This window comes from Ensifer sp. KUDG1, assembly GCF_050434285.1.
Taxonomy (GTDB): domain Bacteria; phylum Pseudomonadota; class Alphaproteobacteria; order Rhizobiales; family Rhizobiaceae; genus Ensifer.
The window spans coordinates 123463-148044 of sequence record NZ_JBNDIG010000007.1; the positions used below are offsets into that span (position 1 = coordinate 123463).

The 24582-nt window shown below is 63.3% G+C and carries 24 protein-coding genes; 11 read left to right on the forward strand and 13 right to left on the reverse strand.

Going from position 1 to position 24582, the window contains the following annotated elements; all coding sequences use genetic code 11:
• Positions 1-3 precede the first annotated feature (3 nt).
• The 5 genes from sbmA to M2267_RS18500 all read right to left on the reverse strand — a co-directional run bounded on the left by sbmA (position 4) and on the right by M2267_RS18500 (position 5540).
• Complete coding sequence (sbmA, locus tag M2267_RS18480) at positions 4-1263, reverse strand: peptide antibiotic transporter SbmA (RefSeq protein ID WP_034789080.1); 1260 nt, start codon at positions 1261-1263, stop codon at positions 4-6.
• A 154-nt stretch (positions 1264-1417) separates the two neighbouring features.
• A complete protein-coding gene (locus M2267_RS18485) occupies positions 1418-2617 on the reverse strand; it encodes an MFS transporter (protein WP_429116066.1) in 1200 nt (399 codons plus the stop codon).
• Between the two features lie 213 nt (positions 2618-2830).
• Complete coding sequence (map, locus tag M2267_RS18490; protein ID WP_402319979.1) at positions 2831-3580, reverse strand: type I methionyl aminopeptidase; 750 nt, start codon at positions 3578-3580, stop codon at positions 2831-2833.
• A gap of 100 nt (positions 3581-3680) precedes the next feature.
• Positions 3681-4739, reverse strand: a complete 1059-nt coding sequence (locus tag M2267_RS18495; protein ID WP_429116068.1) for an LLM class flavin-dependent oxidoreductase — start codon at positions 4737-4739, stop codon at positions 3681-3683.
• Positions 4740-4844: 105 nt separating this feature from the next.
• Positions 4845-5540, reverse strand: coding sequence for a TetR/AcrR family transcriptional regulator (locus tag M2267_RS18500; RefSeq protein ID WP_429116070.1), 696 nt, complete (start codon positions 5538-5540; stop codon positions 4845-4847).
• Positions 5541-5737: 197 nt separating this feature from the next.
• Here M2267_RS18500 and M2267_RS18505 point away from each other — a divergent pair, with 197 nt between their 5' ends.
• Positions 5738-6226, forward strand: a complete 489-nt coding sequence (locus M2267_RS18505; protein ID WP_429116072.1) for a RidA family protein — start codon at positions 5738-5740, stop codon at positions 6224-6226.
• A gap of 75 nt (positions 6227-6301) precedes the next feature.
• Here the strand turns inward: M2267_RS18505 and glpK are convergent, their stop codons facing one another.
• The gene (glpK, locus tag M2267_RS18510; protein WP_429116074.1) at positions 6302-7789 is read right to left on the reverse strand and encodes a glycerol kinase GlpK; all 1488 of its coding nucleotides are present in this window, start codon (positions 7787-7789) and stop codon (positions 6302-6304) included.
• 254 nt (positions 7790-8043) lie between these two features.
• Between glpK and M2267_RS18515 the strand changes: the two genes are divergently transcribed.
• From M2267_RS18515 to xdhB, 3 genes are all read left to right on the forward strand, one after another.
• A complete protein-coding gene (locus M2267_RS18515; protein ID WP_429116076.1) occupies positions 8044-8820 on the forward strand; it encodes a 3-hydroxybutyrate dehydrogenase in 777 nt (258 codons plus the stop codon).
• Positions 8821-8974: 154 nt separating this feature from the next.
• A complete protein-coding gene (gene xdhA, locus M2267_RS18520) occupies positions 8975-10450 on the forward strand; it encodes a xanthine dehydrogenase small subunit (protein ID WP_429116078.1) in 1476 nt (491 codons plus the stop codon).
• Positions 10450-12786, forward strand: coding sequence for a xanthine dehydrogenase molybdopterin binding subunit (xdhB, locus tag M2267_RS18525; RefSeq protein WP_429116080.1), 2337 nt, complete (start codon positions 10450-10452; stop codon positions 12784-12786). The genes xdhA and xdhB overlap by 1 nt, the downstream gene beginning before the upstream one ends.
• Before the next feature lie 18 nt (positions 12787-12804).
• On the opposite strand, the gene M2267_RS18530 is transcribed toward xdhB, so the two are convergent.
• On the reverse strand, positions 12805-13143 hold the full coding sequence (locus tag M2267_RS18530) for a hypothetical protein (protein ID WP_429116082.1): 339 nt from the start codon (positions 13141-13143) through the stop codon (positions 12805-12807).
• A 12-nt stretch (positions 13144-13155) separates the two neighbouring features.
• On the opposite strand from M2267_RS18530, the gene M2267_RS18535 reads away from it, so the two are divergent.
• From M2267_RS18535 to M2267_RS18550, 4 genes are all read left to right on the forward strand, one after another.
• Positions 13156-14070, forward strand: coding sequence for a LysR substrate-binding domain-containing protein (locus tag M2267_RS18535; protein WP_429116084.1), 915 nt, complete (start codon positions 13156-13158; stop codon positions 14068-14070).
• Positions 14071-14142: 72 nt separating this feature from the next.
• Positions 14143-15387: a urate hydroxylase PuuD gene (gene puuD, locus M2267_RS18540; protein WP_429116086.1), complete on the forward strand. Its 1245-nt coding sequence runs from the start codon at positions 14143-14145 to the stop codon at positions 15385-15387.
• Positions 15384-16700, forward strand: coding sequence for a guanine deaminase (gene guaD, locus M2267_RS18545; protein ID WP_429116088.1), 1317 nt, complete (start codon positions 15384-15386; stop codon positions 16698-16700). The genes puuD and guaD overlap by 4 nt, the downstream gene beginning before the upstream one ends.
• A 115-nt stretch (positions 16701-16815) precedes the next feature.
• The gene (locus M2267_RS18550) at positions 16816-17952 is read left to right on the forward strand and encodes an alpha-hydroxy acid oxidase (protein ID WP_429116090.1); all 1137 of its coding nucleotides are present in this window, start codon (positions 16816-16818) and stop codon (positions 17950-17952) included.
• Positions 17953-18098: 146 nt separating this feature from the next.
• On the opposite strand, the gene uraH is transcribed toward M2267_RS18550, so the two are convergent.
• From uraH to puuE, 4 genes are all read right to left on the reverse strand, one after another.
• On the reverse strand, positions 18099-18461 hold the full coding sequence (uraH, locus tag M2267_RS18555; protein ID WP_043623670.1) for a hydroxyisourate hydrolase: 363 nt from the start codon (positions 18459-18461) through the stop codon (positions 18099-18101).
• A gap of 57 nt (positions 18462-18518) precedes the next feature.
• Positions 18519-19016 carry an ureidoglycolate lyase gene (locus M2267_RS18560; RefSeq protein WP_429116092.1) on the reverse strand — a complete coding sequence of 166 codons (498 nt, stop codon included), beginning with the start codon at positions 19014-19016 and terminating at the stop codon, positions 18519-18521.
• Positions 19017-19112: 96 nt separating this feature from the next.
• Entirely contained in the window at positions 19113-19616 is a 504-nt protein-coding gene (gene uraD / locus M2267_RS18565; RefSeq protein ID WP_043623675.1) for a 2-oxo-4-hydroxy-4-carboxy-5-ureidoimidazoline decarboxylase, read from the reverse strand.
• The gene (gene puuE, locus M2267_RS18570; RefSeq protein WP_205238095.1) at positions 19616-20545 is read right to left on the reverse strand and encodes an allantoinase PuuE; all 930 of its coding nucleotides are present in this window, start codon (positions 20543-20545) and stop codon (positions 19616-19618) included. Before puuE ends, uraD begins: the two co-directional genes overlap by 1 nt.
• A 157-nt stretch (positions 20546-20702) precedes the next feature.
• Here puuE and M2267_RS18575 point away from each other — a divergent pair, with 157 nt between their 5' ends.
• Complete coding sequence (locus M2267_RS18575) at positions 20703-21200, forward strand: NUDIX domain-containing protein (RefSeq protein WP_429116094.1); 498 nt, start codon at positions 20703-20705, stop codon at positions 21198-21200.
• Here the strand turns inward: M2267_RS18575 and M2267_RS18580 are convergent.
• A complete protein-coding gene (locus M2267_RS18580; protein WP_429116096.1) occupies positions 21197-22000 on the reverse strand; it encodes a DUF1045 domain-containing protein in 804 nt (267 codons plus the stop codon). The genes M2267_RS18575 and M2267_RS18580 overlap by 4 nt on opposite strands.
• 226 nt (positions 22001-22226) lie before the next feature.
• Here M2267_RS18580 and M2267_RS18585 point away from each other — a divergent pair, with 226 nt between their 5' ends.
• A complete protein-coding gene (locus tag M2267_RS18585) occupies positions 22227-22616 on the forward strand; it encodes a PRC-barrel domain-containing protein (RefSeq protein WP_429116097.1) in 390 nt (129 codons plus the stop codon).
• Between the two features lie 58 nt (positions 22617-22674).
• Here the strand turns inward: M2267_RS18585 and M2267_RS18590 are convergent, their stop codons facing one another.
• Positions 22675-23817 (reverse strand): NAD(P)/FAD-dependent oxidoreductase, encoded by a 1143-nt coding sequence (locus M2267_RS18590; RefSeq protein ID WP_429116098.1) that lies wholly within the window; start codon positions 23815-23817, stop codon positions 22675-22677.
• Positions 23818-23856: 39 nt separating this feature from the next.
• On the opposite strand from M2267_RS18590, the gene mnmD reads away from it, so the two are divergent.
• Positions 23857-24573 (forward strand): tRNA (5-methylaminomethyl-2-thiouridine)(34)-methyltransferase MnmD, encoded by a 717-nt coding sequence (mnmD, locus tag M2267_RS18595; protein WP_429116100.1) that lies wholly within the window; start codon positions 23857-23859, stop codon positions 24571-24573.
• Positions 24574-24582: the final 9 nt, after the last annotated feature.

Sequence of the window (24582 nt, forward strand, 5' to 3'; positions counted from 1 at the left end):
GCCTCAGGCCAGCTCTTCGTTGCCGCCAACCGCAATGAATTTCTGGTCGATGTGCGGCAGCGGCTCGTCATCGATTGCCGCTTCGAATGCGCGCAGGCGCTTGTAGATCGACAACAGTTCGACGATCGTCGGCCAGGACGAAACTAGGTACTGAAATGACGACGACACCTGCCCGAAAGCATTCGAGATCTGGTTCAACGCACCAAGCGCAACCTTGCCGGCGATGATCGAAGGCACGATGATCACCAGCGAAAAGATACCATTGATCTGCAAATAGAAAATGCGGGCAACGTTGAAGTACAAATAGTGGAAATAGAGCCGGAAGTAGTTCCGGCGAACGTTATCGAAGAGATCGGCGACCGTCGGCGGTTGGGCGCGATCAGCATGGTCCTCACCATAAACCAGCTCTTTGCGGTAGGCAGCTTCCACGCGCTGGTTGCGGAACTCGAGGCCCGGCAGCTTGATACCAACGAGAGCCAGGAACACCGTACCGAACAGCGACCAAAGTATAGCGGACGTAACGAGCGGATACGGGATGACGCCAATGAGCGGCAATTCGGTGACGTGCGACTCGAGCCGGATCAAGACCGGCATGAACGCTATCAACGTCATCACACTATCGATCAGGCTAACGCCAAGCCCTTCCACTGTCGTGGAAAAGCGCATCGTGTCTTCCTGCACGCGCTGCGAGGCCCCTTCGATATGGCGCAGCTTGTCCCAGTTGGCCATGTAGTATTCGTTCATCGCTGTTCGCCAACGGAAGATGTAGTGACTGACGAAAAAGCGTGTGATGACCCCGACCGCGACCGCGACCATGGCGATGCCGAGAAAGACGGAGATTTCTCCGTAGACTTCCGCTGCAGGAACCACCTTGGTCTTCGCAATGATTGCCTGGATCATATCCCAGAACGGGCCGTACCAGTTGTTGATTGCGACGCTGACCTGCACCTGAAAATAGGTGACGAAGAGGATGAGTGCCGAGCCGAGGATCGACCAGTTCTGCCAACGGTGCGGCGAGTAGACGTACCAGAAAGCGGCAAACAGCCCGACGACAAGCGCGAAATAGAGGTAGAACCAGATGAAGGCCGGCGACCAGAAGGCAGAGATGCCGGTGATCGGCGGCGCATCCGCGGCCAAAGGCGGCATTCCGAAGACGGCACCCAGCTGTTCGCCACCGCCATACCAGAAGGCTACGGCAACCAGCGACCAGACGACAAAAGATATGAAGAAGAGCTTCGGCTTCGGAAAGAAGGATAGGAACAAGTGCGGCACTCTCGTTTCGGAGGAGACGAACAACTCGCCTCTCGAAGCGCCAAAACTAGGGCAAAGCGCTGTCGCCAACAATCGGGTAATGTAAACGTTACTGTTATTTCATCCAGGCGAGCGCCGATGCCGGAGGGTCTTTTTTCGCCGCCGCTCAGGTCCTCAAAGCCTGTGAAATCCGCTTCAACTCGACGACAATGACCCCACCGCACAGGAAAAGTACGGCAGCGGCGATCAAGGTCGGTGCGGCGAAGCTGCCGGTGCGTTCCGCAAGCCAGCCGGCAACCAGTGGGCCAACGATCTGGCCGATACCGAAGGCGGCGGTCATCAGGGCAAGTGCCTTGCGCGGGCTCTCGGGTGCCAGCTTCCGGCCGATCTGCAGACCATAGGCAGTGATCATCATGAAGGTTGCGCCAAGCATCAGGCCGCCGGCAAGCGGGGCATAGGGCAAAGGCAGGCTGACCGTCAGCACCAGCCCGACCGCCTCGACCAGAAGCCCGATCGCGTAGACACCGGCAAGCCCGAAGCGCGGCACGGCAAAGCGCCAGAGATAGACGGAGAGCGCTGCAGCAAGCCCGGTCAGCAGCCAGGCGAGAAATTCGATGCTGTGGCCGCCGCTCGGATCGCGCGCCATGGTGACGAGGAAGGTGGCGGTGATCACATAGCCGAAGCCGAAGAGCGCATAGGTGAAGGTCACCACCGTCAGCGGCCGCGTCCAGCGTAGCGGCTTTTCGCGCACCGGACCTGAACCGGAAGAAGGAACCCCGGGCAGAAGTGCGGCAACGACGATCGTCCCGACCAGCCCGACCAGCGCGCCGGTGAACCAGTCGCCCATGGAGGTCGTCAGGCCGGCGTGCCCCGCAAGCGGGTTCGCCCAGACGCAAAGCGATGAAAAAGCGATGCCGAGACCGACGCCGCCGAAATGGACAGCAGGGACATGTTCCGACCGCGCAAGCAGGCCGTGGCCAAGGACGATGCCGGAGATGAAGATCATCGCAAAGGCACTGGCAAGGCCTGCGAGAAACCGGATGAGCGCCAGCACGACAACGGAGGACGACAGCCCCATCGCCGCCAGGAGCACCGTCGTGGCGGCGAGCGCCAGAAGACCGATCCGGCGCTCGTGCCCATGCGCCCAGCCATAGGCGGCTAGAATGGCGCCGGCGAGGTAGCCGACGAAATTGGCCGAAGCGATCAAACCGGCATCGCCCGGCGACAGGCCGAGATCCGCCATCATCGCCGGCAGGATCGGCGTGTAGGAGAAGCGCCCAAACCCCATGGCGACGGCCATGGCGATGGCGCCGGCGGCTGCCGTGGCGGCGATGTTGGTCTGCAGCGGTCTGTCGAGCGTGGTCATATCAGTTTATTGCGCCGCAACACGGCAGACCACAAACGACAATAATTGAAGGACCTATTGAAGAAATCGAACGATCGCCGATTTCAATGGCTTAGACCAGTCGCCGAAAAGGTGAAATGCGCGACGTCACGGCGGCACATAATGCATTGCAGCGATGGAGCAAAAATCGTCTGGAGGACGACGAAGGCCCTAAACCACCGCCGTATCCCTGGCTCAGCCCGGCAGCGTGACCACCAGCGGCCCGCCGCGGGTGACCACGACCGTGTGCTCGTACTGCACCGTCGGCGCGCGCGGATCGCTGTAGAGCGTCCAGTCGTCGTTGCCGCCTTCGGCCCATTGTGCGCCCATCGACAGGAATGGCTCGACCGTAAACACCATGCCGTCGGTCATCCGGCGGCGCTCCTTGGGATCGGGCCAGGTGGCGATCTCGGTCGGCTCTTCGTGCAGCGAGCGGCCGATGCCGTGGCTGGCGAGGTTGGTGACCAGCGAGTAGCGATTCTTGCGGGCGAAGTCGCCGATCGCATTGCCGATCGCCGCCAGCGGCTGGTCGGGGCGAACCTGCTTAAGACCCACCCACATCGCCCGCTTGCCGTCGCGGCACAGCCGGTCGATCGCGGCGGTCACCGGCGGCACCGGGAACGAGGCGCCGGTGTCTGCGAAGATGCCGTCTTTTTCGGCTGACACGTCGATGTTGACGAGATCGCCCGCCTTGATGACGCGGCCGCCGGGAATGCCGTGGGCGATTTCCTCGTTGACGCTGATGCAGGTGGCGCCGGGGAAATTGTAGCAGAGCTCGGGCGCCGAGCGTGCGCCGGCCTCTTCCAGCACCTTGCGGCCGATCGCGTCCAGCTCCGCCGTGGTGATGCCGGGCTCGAGCGCCTCGCCCATCGCGTGCAGGGCATTGGCGCAGATGCGGCCGATTTCCTTTAGCCGCAGCAGATCTTCTTCGTTGTTGAGGGTCATCCGTTTCTCGCTTTCGCGCTCACATGTAGCGTGTCGCCAGGCGTTATGCCAGCGCCGAGCGGAATGACTGGCAACCGGGCACAAGACCCGGCGTTTCCGGTCAGACGGCGGCCGGGGCCGCCGCCTTCTCTTCCGCCACGGCCTTGCGCACCAGTGGCGCCACCTTCGTGCCGTAGAGCTCGATGCCGCGCATGATCTGATCGTGCGGCATCGGCCCGATCGCCATCTGCAGCAAGAAGCGATCGTTGCGGAACAGCTTCCAGTTCTCGACGATCTTTTCGGCCACCGTTTCCGGGTCGCCGAGGAAGAGGTTGCCGCTGGGGCTGCGCGCCTGGTCGAAATGCGCCCGGTTGGTCGGACCCCAGCCGCGCTCGCGGCCGATGCGGTTCATCACCTCGGCCTGCGGACCGTAGAACTGGTCGGCGGCGAGATCGGTCGTATCGGCGATGAAGCCGTGCACGTTGATGCTGGTCTTCAGCCTGGCCGAATCCTGGCCGGCCCGCCGCGCGGCCTCGCGATAGAGATCGAAGAGCGGCGCAAACCGGCGGGGTTCGCCACCGATGATGGCAAGCGCCACCGGCAGGCCAAGCGCCCCGGCGCGCGCCACCGATTGCGGCGTGCCGCCGACAGCGATCCAGAGCGGCAGTTCCTGCTGCAGCGGCCGCGGATAGACGCCGCGATCATGGATCGCCGGTCGCATCTCACCCGCCCACGAGACCTTCTCGCTCTCGCGCAGCGCCATCAGCAGATCGAGCTTCTCGGCAAAGAGCTGGTCGTAGTCGTCGAGCGACTGGCCGAAGAGCGGGAAGGATTCGATGAAGGACCCGCGACCGGCCATGATTTCGGCACGGCCGCCCGAGATCAGGTCCAGCGTCGAAAACTGCTGGAAAACGCGCACGGGATCGTCGGAGCTCAACACCGTGACGGCACTGGTCAGCCGGATGGTCTTCGTCCTCGCGGCAGCAGCGGCCAGGATGACCGCCGGCGCCGAGGCCGCATAGTCGGGGCGATGGTGCTCGCCGAGCCCGAAGACGTCGAGGCCGACCTGATCGGCGAGCTCGATCTCTTCGAGAAGGTTGTTGAGGCGGCGCTGCCCTTCCCTGCCCTTGTCATCGGCATTCGGATCGACATCCGCGAATGTGTAAAGCCCGAGTTCCATGGTGCCTGTCCTTTTTCTGTTTGCACAACAGATAGTTGGCGCGCGCGGGAGCAGCAAATGCGCATCCGGGAAACACAGTGTTTCCCGGATGAACACCAATGGACGTCAGCGGCGCGACAGACCGTCGAGCAGAATGTCGAGACCTTTCCGGAACGTGCCGTCCCAGTCGTTGTCGAGCAGCAGGCGCGTGCGCTCGATGGTCGGATAGCGTTCGCTGAGCACCGAGAGGCGCTGTTGTCCGGCAGTCTGGTCGGCATCCGAAAGCGCGAAGCTCGCCCGTGTGACGGTGGCGCCGAGCACGTAGTTCCACAGCGACCAGATCGCGACGTTCATGCTGGCATCGGCAACGCCGGCGCCGGACAGAGCCTTGCTCATGGTTTCCAGGCGGGCGAGGATGTTCGGCCCGAGCGCCCGGCGCGGCAACAGCGATGCCGACCAGGGATGGCGCAACATGATTGCACGCCAGTCTTCGAGCATGTGAACCACATCGCTACGCCAATCCTCTGGCTCGGTCTTTTGCGGGGCTCCGCGATAAGCAAACACCGCATCGAGCGCCAGATCGAACACCTCTTCCTTGTTGCTGACATGCCAATAGAGGCTCATGACGCCGGCGCCGAGACGGTCGGCAAGGCGGCGCATCTTCAACCCGTCGATCCCCTCGGTGTCCAGCAGGTCAACCGCCGTTGCGACGATACGGTCCAGAGACAGCGACGGTTCGCCACCCGGCTTCTGCCCGGCTTCAACTGCCGCCTCCACCCGTTGGGAGCGTTTGCCCTGCCCGCCGTTCCCTTTCCCCGCCATGCGTCTTCCTTACTGATTGAAACACCGATTTACGCCGACAACACGCAGGATGTCGATCCTCAACGATTGACTCGTACGGCGTACGATGTAAATCAATCGTACGCCGTACGAGTCAATATCAAAGAGCGACGGCGAAAGGTCAAACCTGCGGGTCTGCAAGCCGCGTCGCGCGCAGACCTCGGAGACGAGAGAGCATCATGTCACACGCAATCAGACATCTCATGATCGGAGGGTTCATCATCATGACCACAGGCGTTTCCACCGTGGCGACGGCAAGCGAGCAGGCGGCCAAGCTGACGATCGTCAACCCAAAAAACCTCTACGACCCGACGCCGCATGGCTATAGCACCGCGGTGATTGCGCCTGCCGGGGCCCGGGTGGCCTACATTTCAGGACAAGGCGGTCAGGACAGCAGGGGCGGCCTGTCTCCCGACTTTGCGGTGCAGGTCAAGCAGGCCTATGCCAATCTGGGTGCAGCGCTCGAAGGCCTTGGCGCAAGGCCCGACCAGGTCGCCAAGCTCACCATCTTCGTGGTCGACCACGACATGTCGAAGCTTGAGGTCCTGACCAACAGCGTCAAGGAAATGTTCGGAACAACCCTGCCGGCGCAGACCCTCGTTCCGGTGCCCAAGCTGGCGGTCGACGGCATGCTGTTCGAGGTGGAAGCGGTCGCGGTCATCGACTGACGAGCGGCCGGCGCGCGAGCGCCGCCGTCCGGTCAGAAGGCAGATGATCGTCAGGAGAAACGCGCGTCCGGGCCCTTAACTCAGCGTGCGCTTGACCGCGTTGCGCCAGCCCTTGAGCTTCGTCTTGCGCGTCTTTTCGTCCATCGCGGGCTCGAAGCGGCGGTCGCGTGCCCAGGACTTGGCGAAGTCTTCCTGCTTCGGCCAGACGCCGGCGCGGCTGCCGGCAAGCCAGGCGACGCCGAGCGCGGTCGTTTCGAGGATGACGGGCCGGTCGACCGGCGCATCGAGCAGGTCCGACAACCGCTGCATCGTCCAGTCGGAAGCAACCATGCCGCCATCGACGCGCAGCACCGTTTCCTTGCCGTTGTTGCGCCAGTCCTTGTGCATGGCTTCAAGCAGGTCGCGCGTCTGGTAGCAGACGGCTTCGAGCGCGGCGCGCGCAAACTCCGCCGGGCCGGTGTTGCGGGTCATGCCGAAGATCGCGCCACGTGCATCCGGATCCCAATGCGGCGCTCCAAGCCCGGTGAAGGCCGGCACCAGATAAACCTCCTGCGTCGGATCGGCACTTTCGGCAAGGGTGCCGGTATCGGGGGCGGCCTTGATCACCTTCAGCCCGTCGCGCAACCATTGCACCGCGGCACCGGCAACGAAGATCGAGCCTTCGAGCGCATAGGTGGTTTCGCCGTCAAGCTTGTAGGCAATCGTGGTGAGCAACCGGTTCTTCGAGCGCACCATGTCCTTGCCGGTGTTGAGCAGCGCGAAGCAGCCGGTGCCATAGGTCGATTTCAGCATGCCCGGCTTGAAGCAGGCCTGGCCGATGGTTGCCGCCTGCTGGTCGCCAGCAACGCCGAGGATCGGCACCGCCGCGCCGAAAAGTGCTGGATCGGTGACGCCGAAATCGGCCGCGCAATCCTTGACCTCGGGCAGCATGGCACGTGGCACTTTCAGGATCTTCAGCAGTTCGTCGTCCCAGGCATTGTCGGCGATATTATAGAGCAGCGTGCGCGACGCGTTGGTCGCGTCCGTCACGAAGGACTGGCCGCCGGTTAGCCGCCAGATGAGGAAGGTATCGATGGTGCCAAAGCAGAGCTCGCCCTTGGCGGCACGCGCCTGCGCCCTGTCGATGTTGGTGAGCAGCCAGTTGAGCTTGGTGCCGGAGAAATAGGGATCGAGCAGCAGGCCGGTCTTCTTGGTGAAGTTTTTTTCCAGCCCCTGCTTCTTCAGCCGATCGCAATAGGAGGCGGTGCGGCGGTCCTGCCAGACGATCGCATTATGGATGGGGTTGCCGGTCTCGCGATCCCAGACGACCACGGTCTCGCGCTGGTTGGTGATGCCGATGCCTGAGAGGTCGCCGGCCTTGATGCCGGCCTTGGCGAGCGCGTCCTCGACCGTCGAAAGCACCGTCTGCCAGATTTCCTCGGGATCGTGTTCGACCCAGCCGGATTTCGGAAAATACTGCTTGAATTCCTTGTGGCTGGCCCCGGCGATCTGCTGCTGACCGTCGAAGATGATCGCCCGGCTCGAGGTCGTACCCTGATCGATCGCGAGAATATATCCGCCCATATGCCCCTCCCCGGCCACACGCATGTTTGTTCACCGGCCTTGAAGGCGGGATCTCATTTCGAAAACTTCAATACGATGGCAAAACGAATGTCAAACGAAAACAAAACGCAACCGACCGGCTTCGCCGCTCCCCGCCTCAACTCTGCGGTCGCGAAGCCAAAAACACAATTGTCAGGTCAGTCGTTTTCCGCGTAGGCTGGCGCTGTTGCGCCGCAACAAAGCAGTGCGCGGCGCCGCAAAGGGAGAGAGCATCAATGACGAAAACAGCGGTCATCACCGGTTCGACGAGCGGCATCGGGCTTGCGATCGCCAAGGCCTTCGCCAAGGGCGGCGCCAATATCGTGCTGAACGGCTTCGGCAGCCCGGACGAAATCAAAAAGGCGACGGACGATGTCAGCGCGTTGACGACAGGAACGGTCGTCTATCATGCCGCCGACATGACGAAGCCAGCCGAAATCGCGGACCTGATCGCCACGGCGACGACCCGCTTCGGCGGCGTCGATATCCTCGTCAACAATGCCGGTATCCAATATGTCGAGAAGGTCGAGGATTTCCCGATCGAGCAATGGGACCGCATCATCGCGATCAACCTCTCCTCGTCCTTCCACACGATCCGCGCCGCCATTCCCGGCATGAAGGCGAAAGGCTGGGGCCGCATCATCAACATCGCCTCCGCCCACGGCCTCGTCGCCTCGCCCTTCAAGGCCGCGTATGTCGCCGCCAAGCACGGCGTTCTCGGCCTGACCAAGACCGTGGCGCTCGAGGTTGCAGAAAGCGGCATCACCGCCAACTCGATCTGCCCCGGCTATGTGCTGACCCCCCTCGTCGAAAAGCAGATCCCCGACCAGGCGCGCACCCGCGGCATTACCGAGCAGCAGGTGATCAACGATGTGATGCTGAAGGGTCAGCCGACGAAGAAGTTCATCACCGTCGAACAGGTCGCGGCGCTCGCTATCTATTTGGCCGGCGACGACGCGGCACAGATCACCGGCACGCATGTGTCGATGGATGGCGGCTGGACGGCGCAATAGCGGCCGACATCCGTCAAGAGAACGGCAGCGCGGACTTGATATCCTCGCGTTGCCCGCATGGCGTGCAAAACTCCGTTCAGCCCTTTGCTTTTCTGCATAACCACCTAAGATCAAAGTGATTTCAGGACGTATGCAGCAGCAGGGAATGAATGGCATGCCCCAGCCGAACGGATCGATCAGCTTCATCCTCAACGATCGCGAGATCGCGCTTTCGGACATCGCGCCGACCACGACCCTGCTCGACTATCTGAGACTGGAGCGCCGGCTGACCGGCACCAAGGAAGGTTGTGCCGAGGGCGACTGCGGCGCCTGCACCGTGCTCGTCGGCCGGATGGTGGGCGGCAGGCTCGTCTATGAAAGCGTCAACGCTTGCATCCGTTTCTTAGGCTCGCTGCAGGCAACCCATGTCGTCACCGTCGAGCACCTGGCCGGCCAGGACGGGACGCTGCATCCGGTGCAGCAGGCGATGGTCGATTTCCACGGCTCGCAATGCGGCTTCTGTACGCCCGGCTTCGTCATGTCGCTTTACGGCCTCTGGCTCGGCAACGACAACCCTGATCGAGCCGACATCGAAAAGGCGCTGCAGGGCAACCTCTGTCGCTGCACCGGCTACGAGCCGATTGTGCGCGCCGCGGAAGCGGCGGCCAAGGCGCGGCCCTCCGACATTTTCGACCCGATCACCCGCGAGCGCGAAGTGATCACCAGGAGGCTCGCAGCTTTGGCGCCGGTTGAAACCGTCACCGTTCGCCAGGCCGAACAGTGTCTGATCGTGCCGGCCGACGGCGACGGCCTGGCAAAGGCGCTCGCCGAAAATCCGAGTGCGACGGTCGTTGCCGGCTCGACCGATGTCGGCCTTTGGGTGACCAAGCAGATGCGGGCGATCAACCCGGTGATCTTCATCAACGGTATAGCCGAGCTGCAGCAGATCGAGGAGAACGATGCGGGCCTGACCATCGGCGCCGGCGTCAGCTACACCATGGCCTTTGACGCCCTGAGCCGAACCTTGCCCGGTCTTGGCGCATTGATCAACCGCATCGGCGGCGAGCAGGTGCGCAACATGGGCACGATCGGCGGCAACATCGCCAACGGCTCGCCGATCGGCGACAGCCCACCGCCCCTGATCGTGCTCGGCGCCACCGTGACACTGCGCTCGACCGCGGGTCGCCGGACGCTGCCACTCGAATCGTTCTTCATCGCCTATGGCAAACAGGACCGTAAGCCCGGCGAATTCGTCGAAAACATCTTCGTGCCGCGTCTGCCGACGGGCGATTTCTTTGCCGCCTACAAGATTTCCAAGCGCCGCGACGAGGACATCTCCGCCTTGCTCGGCGCCTTCCGGCTGTCGGTGGAGAACGGCACGGTGCAGACCGCACGCATCGCCTTTGGCGGCATGGCCGCTACGCCAAAGCGCGCCACCCATGTGGAAGCGGCATTGATCGGCAAGCCCTGGAACGAAGAAACAGTTCGTGCGGCACAGGTCGCCTTCGAGACCGACTACCAGCCGCTCACCGACTGGCGCGCCACCAGCGACTATCGCATGCTTGCGGCGAAAAACCTCTTGATGCGTTTCTTCCTGGAAAGCGGCGGAGAACCCGCGCAACTCGTGCGCTACGCCGCGGGAGAGAGATAATGGACAAATCCACCTTCGAGGAACGCAAGGCAATCCGCGGCGAGATGCATGTCTCGCAGCGTCACGACAGCGCCCACAAGCATGTCTCCGGCACTGCCGACTATATCGACGACATGCCCGAGCCCATGGGCACGCTGCATGGCGCGCTCGGCATGACAGACCGGGCGCATGCGGAAATCACCGCCATGGACCTGTCGGCCGTCGCCGCCTTCCCCGGCGTCGTCCTGGTGCTGACGGCGAGGGACATGCCGCATTCCAACGACATCAGCCCCAGCCACCTGCACGACGAGCCGGTGCTGGCCGATGGTCTCGTGCAATTCCATGGCCAGCCGGCCTTTGCGGTTATCGCCGAATCCCGCGACATTGCCCGCCGGGCGGCAAGGCTGGCGAAGATCACCTATCGCGATCTGCCGCATTTCACTGACATTCTCGATGCCGTTGCCCATGGCGGCGAGCTCGTCACCCAGCCCTTGACCCTGCAGCGCGGCGACGCCGCGGCGGAACTGGAGAAGGCGCCGCGGCGGCTCAAGGGCAGCATGCGCATCGGCGGCCAGGAGCATTTCTACCTCGAAGGCCATATCGCCCTTGCCATCCCCGGCGAGGACGACGAGGTCACGGTCTGGTCGTCGACCCAGCATCCGAGCGAGATCCAGCACATGGTCTCGCACGTGCTCGGCGTGCCCTCCAATGCGGTGACCGTGAATGTCCGCCGCATGGGCGGCGGCTTCGGCGGCAAGGAAACGCAAGGCAACCAGTTCGCGGCCCTTGCGGCGGTTGCGGCGAAGAAGCTCAACCGCGCCGTCAAGTTCCGCCCTGACCGGGACGAGGACATGACGGCGACCGGCAAGCGCCACGATTTCCTCGTCGACTACGATGTCGGCTTCGACGAAGACGGCCGCATTCACGCGGTCCATGCCAATTACGCCGCCCGCTGCGGCTACTCCTCGGACCTGTCTGGCCCGGTCACCGATCGGGCACTGTTCCATGCGGACAGCTCCTATTTCTATCCGCATGTGAAGCTCACCTCGCAGCCGCTGAAGACCAACACCGTCTCCAACACCGCCTATCGCGGTTTCGGCGGGCCGCAAGGCATGGTCGGCGGCGAGCGCATCATCGAGGAAATCGCTTACCAGCTCGGCAAGGATCCGCTCGAAATCCGCAAGCTGAATTTCTATGGCGACAAGGGCTCCGGCCGCGATGTCACGCCCTACCATCAGCAGGTGGAAGACAACATCATCGCGCAGATCGTCGCCGAACTGGAGGAGAGCGCCGACTACCAGGCGCGCCGCCAGGCGATCCTCGACTTCAACCGGAACAGCCGCGTCATCCGCAAGGGCATCGCGCTGACGCCGGTGAAGTTCGGCATCTCCTTCACGCTCACCGCCTTCAACCAGGCGGGCGCGCTGGTGCACATCTACCAGGACGGCTCGATCCACCTGAACCACGGCGGCACCGAGATGGGCCAGGGCCTCTACATCAAGGTGGCACAGGTGATCGCCGACAGCTTCCAGGTCGATCTCGACCGGGTGCGCATCACCGCAACGACCACCGGCAAGGTGCCGAACACGTCGGCGACTGCAGCCTCGTCGGGTTCCGACCTCAACGGCATGGCAGCCTACGACGCCGCGCGCCAGATCAAGGAACGGCTGGTCGCCTTCGCCTGCGAACGTTGGCAGACGACGCCCGAGAATGTCAGCTTCGTCACCAACCACGTGAAGATCGGCGAAGAACTCATTCCCTTCCCGGAATTCATCAAGCAGGCCTATATGGGCCGCATCCAGCTTTCGGCTGCCGGCTATTACAAGACGCCGAAGATCCATTGGGACCGCGCCAGCGGTCGCGGCACGCCGTTCTACTATTTCGCCTACGGCGCCTCGGTTTCGGAGGTTTCGATCGACACGCTGACCGGCGAATACATGGTCGACCGCGTCGATGTGCTGCACGATGTCGGCCGCTCGCTCAATCCGGCGATCGACATCGGCCAGATCGAGGGCGGCTTCGTGCAGGGCATGGGCTGGCTGACGACGGAAGAACTCTGGTGGGACGACAAGGGCCGGCTTCGCACCCACGCCCCCTCCACCTACAAGATCCCGCTCGCCTCCGACCGGCCGAAGATCTTCAACGTCAAGCTTGCCGAATGGTCGAGCAACGCCGAGAAGACCATCGGCCGCTCCAAGGCGGTGGGAGAGCCGCCCTTCATGCTGCCGATCTCGGTGCTGGAAGCGCTGTCGATGGCGGTGGCGAGTGTCGCGAATTATCGCGAGTGCCCGCGCCTCGACGCCCCGGCAACACCGGAGCGTGTGCTGATGGCCGTCGAGCGCCTTCGGCAAGCCTGACGACCATCGTCGTCAACGTTAAAACCGCGGCATTTCATCGACGCTGAAAAGGCGGCGAGAGGCAGCCATTGCCTCTTCGTCATCTCCATAGGGGCCGCGGCCATCCATGAAACCCATGTCTCTCTTGATGTGGTCAGGGAGCGCGTTGACGTCGAGCGTCGGCTTGGCGGCAACAAGGCCCCCGAACAGGCCGGCTACAAGCCGGGTGACCGGCTCGAACGAAAGAAATGGTTTTCTTTCAGTATGTTCGTAAGTGTCGCAAGTCATTTTAGCACCTGTTTCGTCTTGGGAAGTTGACTTGAAGGATGCCGTGAAGGAGGATCGAAATCCAATCGAACATCCGTCTGCATGCATCAAGAGAACTTATCCATGAAGATGTCGAAGCAGTTTCCGCTGAATGCGCTCAGGGTCTTCGAAGCGGTCGCAAGGCTCGGCAGCTTCACCAAGGCCGGCGAAGAGCTGGGCATGACCCAGACGGCCGTCAGCTACCAGGTTAAGTTGATCGAGGAGAATGTCGGCGAGCCGCTGTTCCTGCGACGCCCGCGCCAGATTTCGTTGACGGACGTCGGCCAGCGCATGGCGCCGCGCGTCACCGAAGCCTTCGAGATGCTGCAGGAGGCGGTTTCCAATGCCCGCGGCGATATCGACAGCGCGCTGCTGATCAGCTCGACCCCGACCTTCGCCTCGCAGTGGCTCGCCCGCAACATCGGCAGTTTCCAGCTCGCCCATCCGAACATCGCCGTTCGGCTGACGACCAGCGACTCGCTCACGGATTTTACCCGCGAGCCCGCCGATCTCGCGATCCGCTCCGGTGGCGGCGTCTGGCCCGGCCTCGACACCCATCCGCTGATGCGGGTGGAATTCAGCCCGATGCTGAGCCCGGCGCTGGCAGAGACAATCGGCGGCGTGCACGAGCCGCGCGACCTCCTGAAGCTCAGGATCATCGATGCCGGCGATCCCTGGTGGCCGATGTGGTTCAAGGCCGCCGGCGTCGAGGACCCCGACCTCGAGGGACGGCCGCACAGCCGGCTCGGTGCCCAGACCTTCGAGGCGCGTGCCGCAATCGCCGGCCAGGGCGTGGCGATCCTGACGCCGGAATTCTATCCCGATGACGTGGCGCTCGGCCGCCTCTATCAGCCCTTCGACCTGCGCTGCAGTGACGGCTGCGACTACTGGCTCGCCTATCCGCACGCCCGCCGCAACACGCCAAAGATCCGGATTTTCCGCGACTGGATCCTCGGCGAACTTTGCGCGCCGAACTTCCTGCAAGCAAATAGCGTTTGAGGAGCGCGCAAGCCCCTTTTCCCCTCCGCGGTTTATGCGCAAAGTGAGGCAACGGAGACAAAGGGGATCTGAATGTACGAGTTCGCCATCGCCTGGGAATGGCTGGCCTTTGCCGTGCGCTGGTTGCACGTCATCACCGCCATCGCCTGGATCGGCTCATCCTTCTATTTCATCGCGCTCGACCTGGGTCTGGTAAAGCGCGATCATCTGCCCATCGGCGCCTATGGCGAGGAGTGGCAGGTCCATGGCGGCGGATTCTACCACATCCAGAAATACCTGGTGGCGCCGGCCTCGATGCCCGAGCATCTCACCTGGTTCAAATGGGAATCCTATGTGACGTGGCTCTCGGGCTTCGCCATGCTCTGTGTCGTCTACTATGGCGGCGCCGATCTCTTCCTGATCGACCGGCACGTGCTCGACATCTCGGCAACCACCGCGATCCTGATTTCGCTTGCCTCGCTCGGCATCGGCTGGCTGTTTTATGATCTGCTTTGCAAGTCGCCGATCGGCAAGAACACCTGGGGGCTGATGGCGCTGCTCTATGTGGCGCTCGTCGCCATGGCCTGGGGCTACACCCAGGTCTTTACCGGTCGTGCCGCCTTCCTGCATCTCGGCGCCTTCACCGCCACGATCATGTCGGCCAATGTGTTCTTCATCATCATTCCCAACCAGAAGATCGTCGTCGCCGACCTGATCGCCGGCCGCACGCCAGATCCGAAGCTCGGCGCCCAGGCCAAGCAGCGTTCGCTGCACAACAACTACCTGACGCTGCCGGTCATCTTCTTCATGCTGTCGAACCACTACCCGCTGGCTTTTGCCACTGCGTTCAACTGGATCATCGCAGCGCTGGTCTTCCTGATGGGCGTCACCATCCGCCACTGGTTCAACACCACCCATGCCCGCAAGGGCAGGCCGACCTGGACCTGGCTCGTCACCGCGCTGATCTTTGTCCTGATCATGTGGCTGTCGACCGTTCCGAAAGTCCTGACCGGCGGCGAAGACAAGAAAGCCGAGGTTGCGCCGGCCTTCACCCGCTTCGCCGCCAATGCCCACTTCCCCGCCGTCAAGGACACGGTCTCGACCCGCTGTTCCATGTGCCATGCCGCCGAACCGGTTTATGAGGGCATCACCCAGGCGCCGAAGGGCGTGATGCTCGAAAGCGACGCAGAGATTGCCGCCCATGCCCGCGAAATCTATATCCAGGCCGGGCGCAGCCACGCGATGCCGCCCGGCAACGTGACAGACATGACGACGGACGAACGCCAGCTGCTGGCAGCCTGGTTTGAAAGCGCCGTCGAGGAAGGCAAGACACAATGACGACCACCCTCATCCGCGGCCGATTGCTGAGCTTTCACCGCGCGCCGACGTCGATCGACGACAGCGCCGCCTATAGCTACGAGAGCGACGGCGCCCTACTGGTTGCGGGTGGGCGGATCCTAGCCAGCGGCTCCTATGCCGCGGTGAAGGCTGACGCTCCGGAAGAGGCGGCGGAAATCGATCACCGCCCGCACCTGATCGTGCCCGGCTTCATCGACACGCACCTGCATTTCCCGCAGATGCAGGTGATGGCCTCCTATGCCGCCAACCTGTTGGAGTGGCTCAATACCTACACCTTCCCGGAGGAATGCCGCTTCGTCGAGAGCGGCCATGCGGAGCGCATCGCGACGCGCTTCTTCGACGAGATGGTGCGCCACGGCACGACGACGGCGACCGCCTATTGCTCGGTGCACAAGGCGTCCGCAGATGCCTTCTTCGCCGAGGCGCTGCGCCGCGACATGCGCATGGTCGCCGGCAAGGTGATGATGGACCGCAACGCCCCGCAAGGCCTGCTCGATACGCCTGAGATGAGCTACGACGAAACCCGCGCCGTCATCCGCGACTGGCACGGCAAGGGCCGCAATCACGTCGCCATCACCCCGCGTTTCGCCATCACCTCGACGCCGGAGCAGATGGACGTCGCGAAATCGCTGGTGCATGAATTCCCTGATCTGCATGTGCAGACCCATCTTTCGGAAAACCGCGACGAGATCGCCTTTACCTGCGAACTTTACCCGGAAGCCATTGATTACACCGACGTCTACGCCCGCTACGGCCTGCTCGGACCCAAGAGCCTGTTCGGCCACTGCATCCATCTGTCGGAGCGCGAGGCGGACGTCATGAGCGAAACCGGCTCGGTCGCCGTTTTCTGCCCGACCTCCAATCTCTTCCTCGGTTCCGGCCTCTTTCCGCTGCGCGCGCTCAGCAGGCGTGATAGGCCGGTGCGCACCTCGGTCGCCTCCGACATCGGCGGCGGCACCAGCTATTCGATGCTGAAGACGCTCGACGAGGCCTACAAGATCCTGCAGTTGCAGGGCGAGCGGCTGAACCCCTTCGACAGCTTCTTCATGATGACCCGCGGCAATGCCGAGGCGCTGTCGCTCGTTGACCGGATCGGCACGCTCGAAGCCGGCACCGACGCCGACTTCATCGTGCTCGACATGACGGCGACGCCGGCGATGGCGCTTCGGGCCGAAGTGGTCAATTCGCTCGCCGACGAACTCTTCCTGCTGCAGACCATGGGCGACGACCGGTCGATCGTCGAAACCTATGTCGCCGGCAAGCCGGCGAAATCGACGCTCGCCGCCGTTTGACGCGCCAGACGCAGAGAGGTCAAGAAAATTGACCTCTCTGCGTTCTGGCTATTAACAAGCCTCCGGCAAACATGGTAATGGCTCGTTCAATCCCTGTTGGACGAAGGCTATTTCCATGACGCAAATCCTCGAAATCAGCGATCTCAAGGCGCTCGCCAAGCGCCGGGTGCCGAAACTCTTCTTCGACTACGCCGACAGCGGCGCCTGGACCGAAGGCACCTATCGCGCCAACGAGGAGGATTTCGCCAAGGTGAAGCTGCGCCAGCGGGTCCTGGTCGACATGACCAACCGGTCGCTGGAAACGACGATGATCGGCCAGAAGGTGTCGATGCCGGTGGCGCTGGCGCCGACCGGCCTCACCGGCATGCAGCACGCCGACGGCGAGATGCTGGCCGCCCAGGCGGCGGAAGCCTTCGGCGTGCCCTTCACGCTCTCGACCATGAGCATCTGCTCGATCGAGGACGTCGCCTCGGTGACGACGAAACCCTTCTGGTTCCAGCTCTACGTCATGCGCGAACGCGAATTCGTGCTCAACCTCATCGATCGCGCCAAGGCGGCGAAATGCTCGGCACTGGTTTTGACGCTCGACCTGCAGATCCTCGGCCAGCGTCACAAGGACCTGAGGAACGGCCTGTCCGCGCCGCCGAAGATGACACCGAAACATCTCTGGCAGATGGCCACACGTCCCGGCTGGTGCATGAAGATGCTCGGCACCAAGCGCCGCACCTTCCGCAACATTGTCGGCCACGCCAAGAGCGTCACCGACCTTTCCTCGCTCGGCGCCTGGACGACGGAACAGTTCGACCCGCAGCTGTCGTGGAAGGATGTCGCCTGGATCAAGGAGCGCTGGGGCGGGCCGCTGATCCTCAAGGGCATTCTCGACCCGGAGGACGCCAAGATGGCAGCCGCCACCGGCGCCGACGCGATCATCGTCTCCAACCATGGCGGCCGGCAGCTCGACGGCGCCCATTCCTCGATCAGCATGCTGCCACGCATCGTCGATGCCGTCGGCCACCAAATCGAGGTGCATATCGATGGCGGCATCCGCTCCGGCCAGGACGTGCTCAAAGCCGTAGCTATGGGCGCCAAGGGCACCTATATCGGCCGCCCGTTCCTCTATGGCCTCGGCGCCATGGGCAAGGACGGTGTCACCAAGGCGCTCGAAATCATCCGCAAGGAGATGGACATCACCATGGCCCTCTGCGGCAAGCGCGACATCAACGACGTCGATCGCAGCATCCTGGCGGAGTGAGACGGCGCACCTCCCACTCTCTTGTCATGCTCGGGCTCGACCCGAGCATCCAAAGCCGCAGGCGACATATGGATCCTCGGGTCAAGCCCGAGGATGACCCTTTGAGAGGTCCGGCGCCTTAAGGCATGTGGCGTCTGGTGGACGCCTCAGCTCCCCCGGTAGGTCGAGTACCCATAGGGCGATAGCAGCAGCGGCACATGATAGTGGCTCGCCGGATCGGCGATGCCGAAGCGCAAGGGGATGCGGTCGAGGAAGGCCGGCTCCGGCAGTGTCACGCCTGACCGGCGCAAATAGTCGCCGGCATGGAACACCAGCTCGTAATTGCCAGCCATGAAGCCGATGCCTTCAACCATCGGCCCGTCGACGCGGCCGTCGCTGTTGGTGTGTACGGTGCGGATCAGCTGCCGCTCTTCACCCTCCAGCCAGTAGAGGTCGATGCGCAGGCCCTCGGCCGGTTTGCCGAGAGCGGTATCGAGAACATGGGTGGTCAGGCGGCCGGTGCTGCTCATGGCTTCTCTCTTCTCACACATTGGCGCGGGATGCTGTCAGAAGCCGCGCACGTCCTGCTAGATCGCGCTCTCTATGACGAAGGGTTCCTCATAGAAGAACTCCTCGAGATTGTTGCCCGGCCCTTCGCGGTCGACGATGAGGAAATCGCTGACGGCGCCGATGGACATCAGCGGGTGATGCCAGACATTACGGCCGTAGTTGACGCCCTGCCGGCCGTTCGCCTGGAAAACGCGTGGCGTGCCCGGGCGCCCGTCTTCGTCGTCCGCTACGACGACGAGCCAGGGACGGTCGTCGAGCGGCGAAAAGCTCTGGCTGCCAAGCGGGTGCCGTTCCATCATCGTCACCGAATAGGGGAAAGCACGCGGTTGGCCGCGAAAAATGTTGATGATGACGTTGGCGCCCTCGCCGACGACATCGGCGCGCGCCAACCCGTGGAAGCGTTCGGTATTGCCGCCGTTGATGTAGCGCATCGTTGCCGGATCGGCTTCGATGACGGTTCCGAACGGGGCGAAGGCGTCGCGTGTCAGCGGTTCGATCGTAAGCAGACGCGACATTATGCGGAGACCTCGCAAGAAGACTTGGCGCTTGCGGATGTCCGGTCCAGTTCGAGGGCCCTCCTCATGAGCGGGGACAGGCATCGAACGGTTTTGTCAGGCATTTTCGTCTCCAGGAAGCATCGACTGCAGGCGCAGGCGGGCGATTTTCTCGACCTGTGCGCAAGCGGTTTCAAATTCCTCTTCGGGCGAATTGTCAATGCGGCTTTCGAAGGAGGCAAGAATTTGCGCCTTGGTGAGCCCCTTCACCGCGATGATGAAGGGGAAGCCGAATTTCTTCGTGTAGACGTCGTTGAGCCCGGTGAAGCGCTGATGCTCCTCTGGCGTCAACCGGTCGAGGCCAGCGGATGCCTGTTCCGCCGTCGAGTCCGCCGTCAGCTTGCCGGCGATCGCCAGCTTGCCGGCAAGATCGGGGTGCGCGCGCAGCACCTGCATCTTCTCGCGCGGCAGCGCCGTGCGAAAGGCCTGGCAGAGCGCCGAGTGCACCGTGCCCGCCGTCAGCCCCGTCGCCGCGGCTCGGTCGTAGGCGCGTTCGGCAACCCAGGGCGAGTGCTCGAACACGCCACCGAAACGGGCAACAAAGGCATCACGGTCGGTCATCAGAGCGCCCCTTCCGGCTTGTGGTGCTGGTACCAGTGGTTGGCGATGTCGATGCGACGCGGCACCCAGACCTTGTCGTGCGACATCACGTAGTCGATGAAGCGGGCAAGAGCGGCGGCGCGGCCCGGGCGGCCTACGAGCCGGCAGTGAAGCCCGATGTTCATCATCTTGGCGTCGCCCTGGCGGCCTTCCTCGTAGAGCACGTCGAAGGTGTCCTTGAGGTAGCTGAAGAACTGGTCGCCGCTGTTGAAGCCTTGTGGCGTCGCAAAGCGCATGTCGTTGGCGTCGAGCGTATAGGGGATGATCAGGTGCGGCTTGTCGGGCGAAAGACCCGGCACCCAGTAGGGTAGCTCGTCGGCATAGCTGTCGCAGGAGTAGAGGAAGCCGCCTTCCTCCAGCACCAGCTTCAGCGTATTGGCCGAAGGCTTGCCCTGGTAGATACCGAGCGGGCGCTCGCCGGTGAGTTCCGTGTGCAGGCGGACGACCTCGCGGATATGCTCGCGCTCGACCTCTTCCGGCACGTCCTTGTATTCGAGCCAGCGCAGACCGTGGCTGGCGATTTCCCAGCCGGCTTCCTTCATCGCCTCAACCGCTTCCGGATTGCGCGCCATGGCCTGCGTCACGCCATAGACGGTCAGCGGCACGTTGCGGCTGGTGAACATGCGCCACAGCCGCCAGAAGCCGGAACGGGCGCCATATTCGTAGATCGATTCCATGTTGAGGTTGCGCTGGCCAGCCCAGGGCTGTGCGCCGACGATTTCCGACAGCAGGCATTCGGACGCCGGGTCACCATCGAGAATGCAGCTTTCACCGCCCTCTTCGTAGTTCAGCACGAACTGCACGGCGATGCGCGCATCGCCCGGCCAGTTTGCCTTCGGCGGATTGCGGCCGTAGCCAACGAGGTCGCGCGGATACTTAGTCTCAGACATCAAATCACCCTTCGAATTTTTAGGAACGGTATCACCGCCGACCGGATTGTCGATACCGAAATGACGGGAAGCGGGGCAGCGGCAGCACCGTGGCCCTGACGGAAATCACCAGAAAAATTCCGTTCAGGCCGAGGTTGAGAGATTTTCGGAAACGGCGTTGAATGGATCGGCAAGGACAACGGCCCGCATCGAGATGAAATCCTACATTCAAGCGCTTCGCGAAAAAGTCGGTTCCGGCCTGCTTCTCTGCCCGTCGGTGGCGGCCTCCATTCTCGATCCCGATGGCCGGATCCTGTTGCAGGAAAAAGCAAGCGGCGAAGGCTGGAGCCTGCCGGCCGGCGCCATCGAGCCGGGCGAAACGCCTGTCGACGCGATCCTTCGCGAGGTCATGGAGGAAACCGGCTATCCGGTCTCGGTCGAGCGGATACTGGGCGTCTTCGGCGGAGAAGCGTTTCGCTACACCTACCCGAACGGCAACCGCGTCGAATATGTGGTTACCCTCTATCGATGCCGGATCGTCGGTTCCCAGCAGCCGATCAGCGACGGCGAAACGAAGTCGCTGCGCTACTTCGCGCTCTCGGACATGCCGCCCCTCGGCCTGCCCTATCCGAAAGCGCTGCTGTTTGCAGATCAGCCCGCGTGCGTTTCCGCTTAGCGCTGCGCCATCAGCGCGGCGACGATCAGCGGCAGCGGCCGAACTGCGCCTTGCGGCGCCAGCGACGGATCGGCGGCGGCGCGCTTTGCCCGCTCGGCGCGCGTGTTCGTCGAGATCTTGCCGAGCGGGTGCTGCGAATGCACCCGCATGGGTGCGCCCGTCTCCTGCTCGACAAACAGCGCAAGGCTGCCGATCGAAAGCGGTTTTGATAGGCAGGGCTCGAAGAGGTCGCGCAGTGGTGCCTCGACCCGGCGCATCGCGTCGGGCGCAAGCGGGCCGGTCAGCATCATGTGGAAGCGGTACTCGTCCATCACATGCGGATCGCCCCAACGGTACAGGTTGGAAAACTGCGGCGCGGTCAGCCGGTCCGGATCGGAACGCTCGATCTCGTCTTCGCTGAGCGGCGCGCGGAAGGCGTCGAACTCCTGGACGACGTTGGCCGCAAGCAGATGCATGGCCGTACTCGGCACCTGCGGCATCAGCCCGAAGCATCTACCGATACGAGCAACCTCCAGGCGATCGATTTCGAACGGGGTCTGGGCGCCGGCAAAATGCATCAGCGCCTTCAGAAGCTTCGATTCCGTCATGTCCGGATGCAGGCGGAACGGCGACATCATCACCGCGTGAAAGCCGAAGCGGCGGGGTACCGCCGTGTGATAGGCGACATCGGCGGCGCTCAAGCCCGCGACCGACGGCAATTCCGTAGGATCGCCGGAATAGACGTTGCGTCCCAGCCAGCTTGCTGCGGTCGCGGAAAGCGTGTCGGCCATCGGCGGCGTAAAACAAATGGCATAGCGCATCGGCTGGCTCCGGGTATCCCTCAGCGCGGGATGAGCAAAAGCATGCGGTTTTCCGCCCTCACCCCGACTTGTCCAATGGCCGCGTCTTAGGTGATTTGCGTGACAGATTGACGAAGTCGACCGGGGATGAGCGCAGCGCCGGCCCGAACGTCGCCGTTGGTTTTTCGGAACCATCCGGCCGATCGCTCGTTCCCCAATGGTAGGAAAACAAGGATGGAGACGAAACGTGACCTATCACAATGCGAACCTTCAGGACGCCCGGATCAAGGAGACCCACGACCTGATCGCGAGCGACAAGGTTGAAGGCACGAGGGTCTACGGCCCCGACGACAAACACATCGGCTCGATCGAGCGCGTGATCATCGAGAAGCGCAGCGGGCGCGTCGCCTATGCGGTGCTTGGCTTTGGCGGCTTTCTCGGCCTCGGCGAAGACCACTATCCGCTACCCTGGGCAAAGCTGACCTATGACGAGAAGCTCGGCGGCTATCGCACTGATGTGACTCGCGATCAGGTCGAAAACGCGCCGAAATATCACGGCACCGACGAGTACGACTGGAACGCGGAAAACGGCCGCCGTGTCTATGACTACTACGGCGTGCCGCCCTACTGGATGTAATGCCTGACTTTCGATCTTTCGGGTCCCGCCGCCGGCGGGGCCTTTCGCATGTCCGGGGCTAAAGGCTTTTGTCGCGAAGTGCGGCTATGTGATTCCGGCAGAAGAAGGAATCGGGAATACCGATCGTTGGAGAACCGGCGATCTCGTCCATGACGAAACGCGCCAGTCGATGCGCAATGCCGAAGCTCACCTTGAAGCCGCCGGTCAGGACCGAGACGTTCGAATGGTCCGGATGCCGGCCGACCATCGGCTCGCGCCCCGTCGCCTTCGGACGCAACCCCGCCCATCGCTCCACTACCTCGGCCTCTGCCAGGCGCGGCGCAAGCGCCACGGCGCGCCGAAGCAGTTCATCGAGCTGCGCGTCCGTCGACAGGGGATCGACAAAACTGTTTTCGCTGGTGCTGCCGACCGCCACATGTCCGTCGTCATGCGCGATGATATAGACGCCATCGGCGAAGATCACCGGAAGCGCCGGGTCGATCTCCGCCCGCAGCAGTGCCGCCTGGCCCTTGACCGCCGTGCCGCTCGTTTCCGCCAGCGGCGCTGACACGTCGTCGATCAATTGAAAACTGCCGACACCGGCGGCGATGATACAGTGCTCGAAACCGATCCGGGTGCCGTCGTCGAGTTCGGCCCAACCGTGTGCCGGCTCGATCCGGCGCACGCCCCGGCGTTCGTCCACATGGGCGTTCGGTGCCCGCAGGAGCGCCGTGCGGAGGGCCGCAAGCATGCGACGCGGCGAGACGCGCGCGGCGAGCGTATCGAAGACCATGCCGTGCGCTGCTGCCTCGGCGCCTGGCCAGCCCTCAGGCCCCTCGTCCTTCACGTGCCAGTGGAACTGCCTGTCGGCCGCCCGCCAGTGGCTCAGTGCATCCTGCTCGTGCCGAAGGGCGATGTCGCGCAGGTGAGGCTTGGCGAGCGGGATCAAGCGGCCCGTCCGCCGATAGCCGGTCGAAACCCCCGTCTCCGCCTCGAGCGCCGCGATCTCTTCTTCGATCGCCACGAGTGCGTCGAACTGGAACTGCTTCTTGTCGTTCCAGCGATCGGGCATATGCGGCATGAGCGCGCCCAAAAGGCCACCGCTGGCGCCAGCGCCGATCGCCTGCTGCTCGACGAGCCGCACGGTCATGCCCCTGCGCGCGGCGCCAAGCGCGGCCGACAGCCCCATGATGCCGCCGCCGACGACCAAAAGCTCGCTCATCGATTGACCTTCTCCGGCCGGCGGATTATCGCCTTGGCCATGACAGGATCCGCAGACCCGATCGAGCCCCCGGCGCACCAGAACCTTGATTGGCACGAGGGCGATATGCCCTATTCCCGGGAGTTTGGCGATCACTTTTATTGCCGCACCGACGGGCGGCTGGAGTGCGGCCACGTCTTCCTATCGGGCAACGGCCTGCCCGATCGCTGGGTCGGTGCAGGCACCTTCCGCATCGGCGAACTCGGCTTCGGCACCGGCCTCAATTTCTGCGAAACCTGGCGTCAGTGGAAGATGACCGCTGCCGCCGGCGACGGGCTGCAGTTCGTGTCCTTCGAGCGTTTCCCGATGGCGGCAGAAGAGATTTCGCGCGCGCTTAGCCATTGGCCGGAGATCGACACGGAGCGCCAGGCGCTGGCCTCGCGCTGGCCGGCCGAGCCCGATGGCGACGTCCGGCTCGACTTCGGCGACGGCGTCAGCCTCACGGTCGTCTGCGGTCCGGCACTCGAGGGCGTCGCACGCGCGGAACAACCGTTCGACGCCTGGTATCTCGATGGCTTTGCGCCGTCGCGCAATCCCGACATGTGGTCGGAGGAGCTGATGCGGCTGGTCTTCGAAAAGACCACGCCCGGCGGCAGTTTCGCCACCTATGCCGCCGCCGGTTTCGTCCGCCGCAATTTGCAGGCCGCGGGCTTTGCCGTCGAAAAACGCAAGGGGTTTGCCGGCAAGCGCGAGATGCTGCGGGGCGACCGAGCCTAGCGCTCGTCG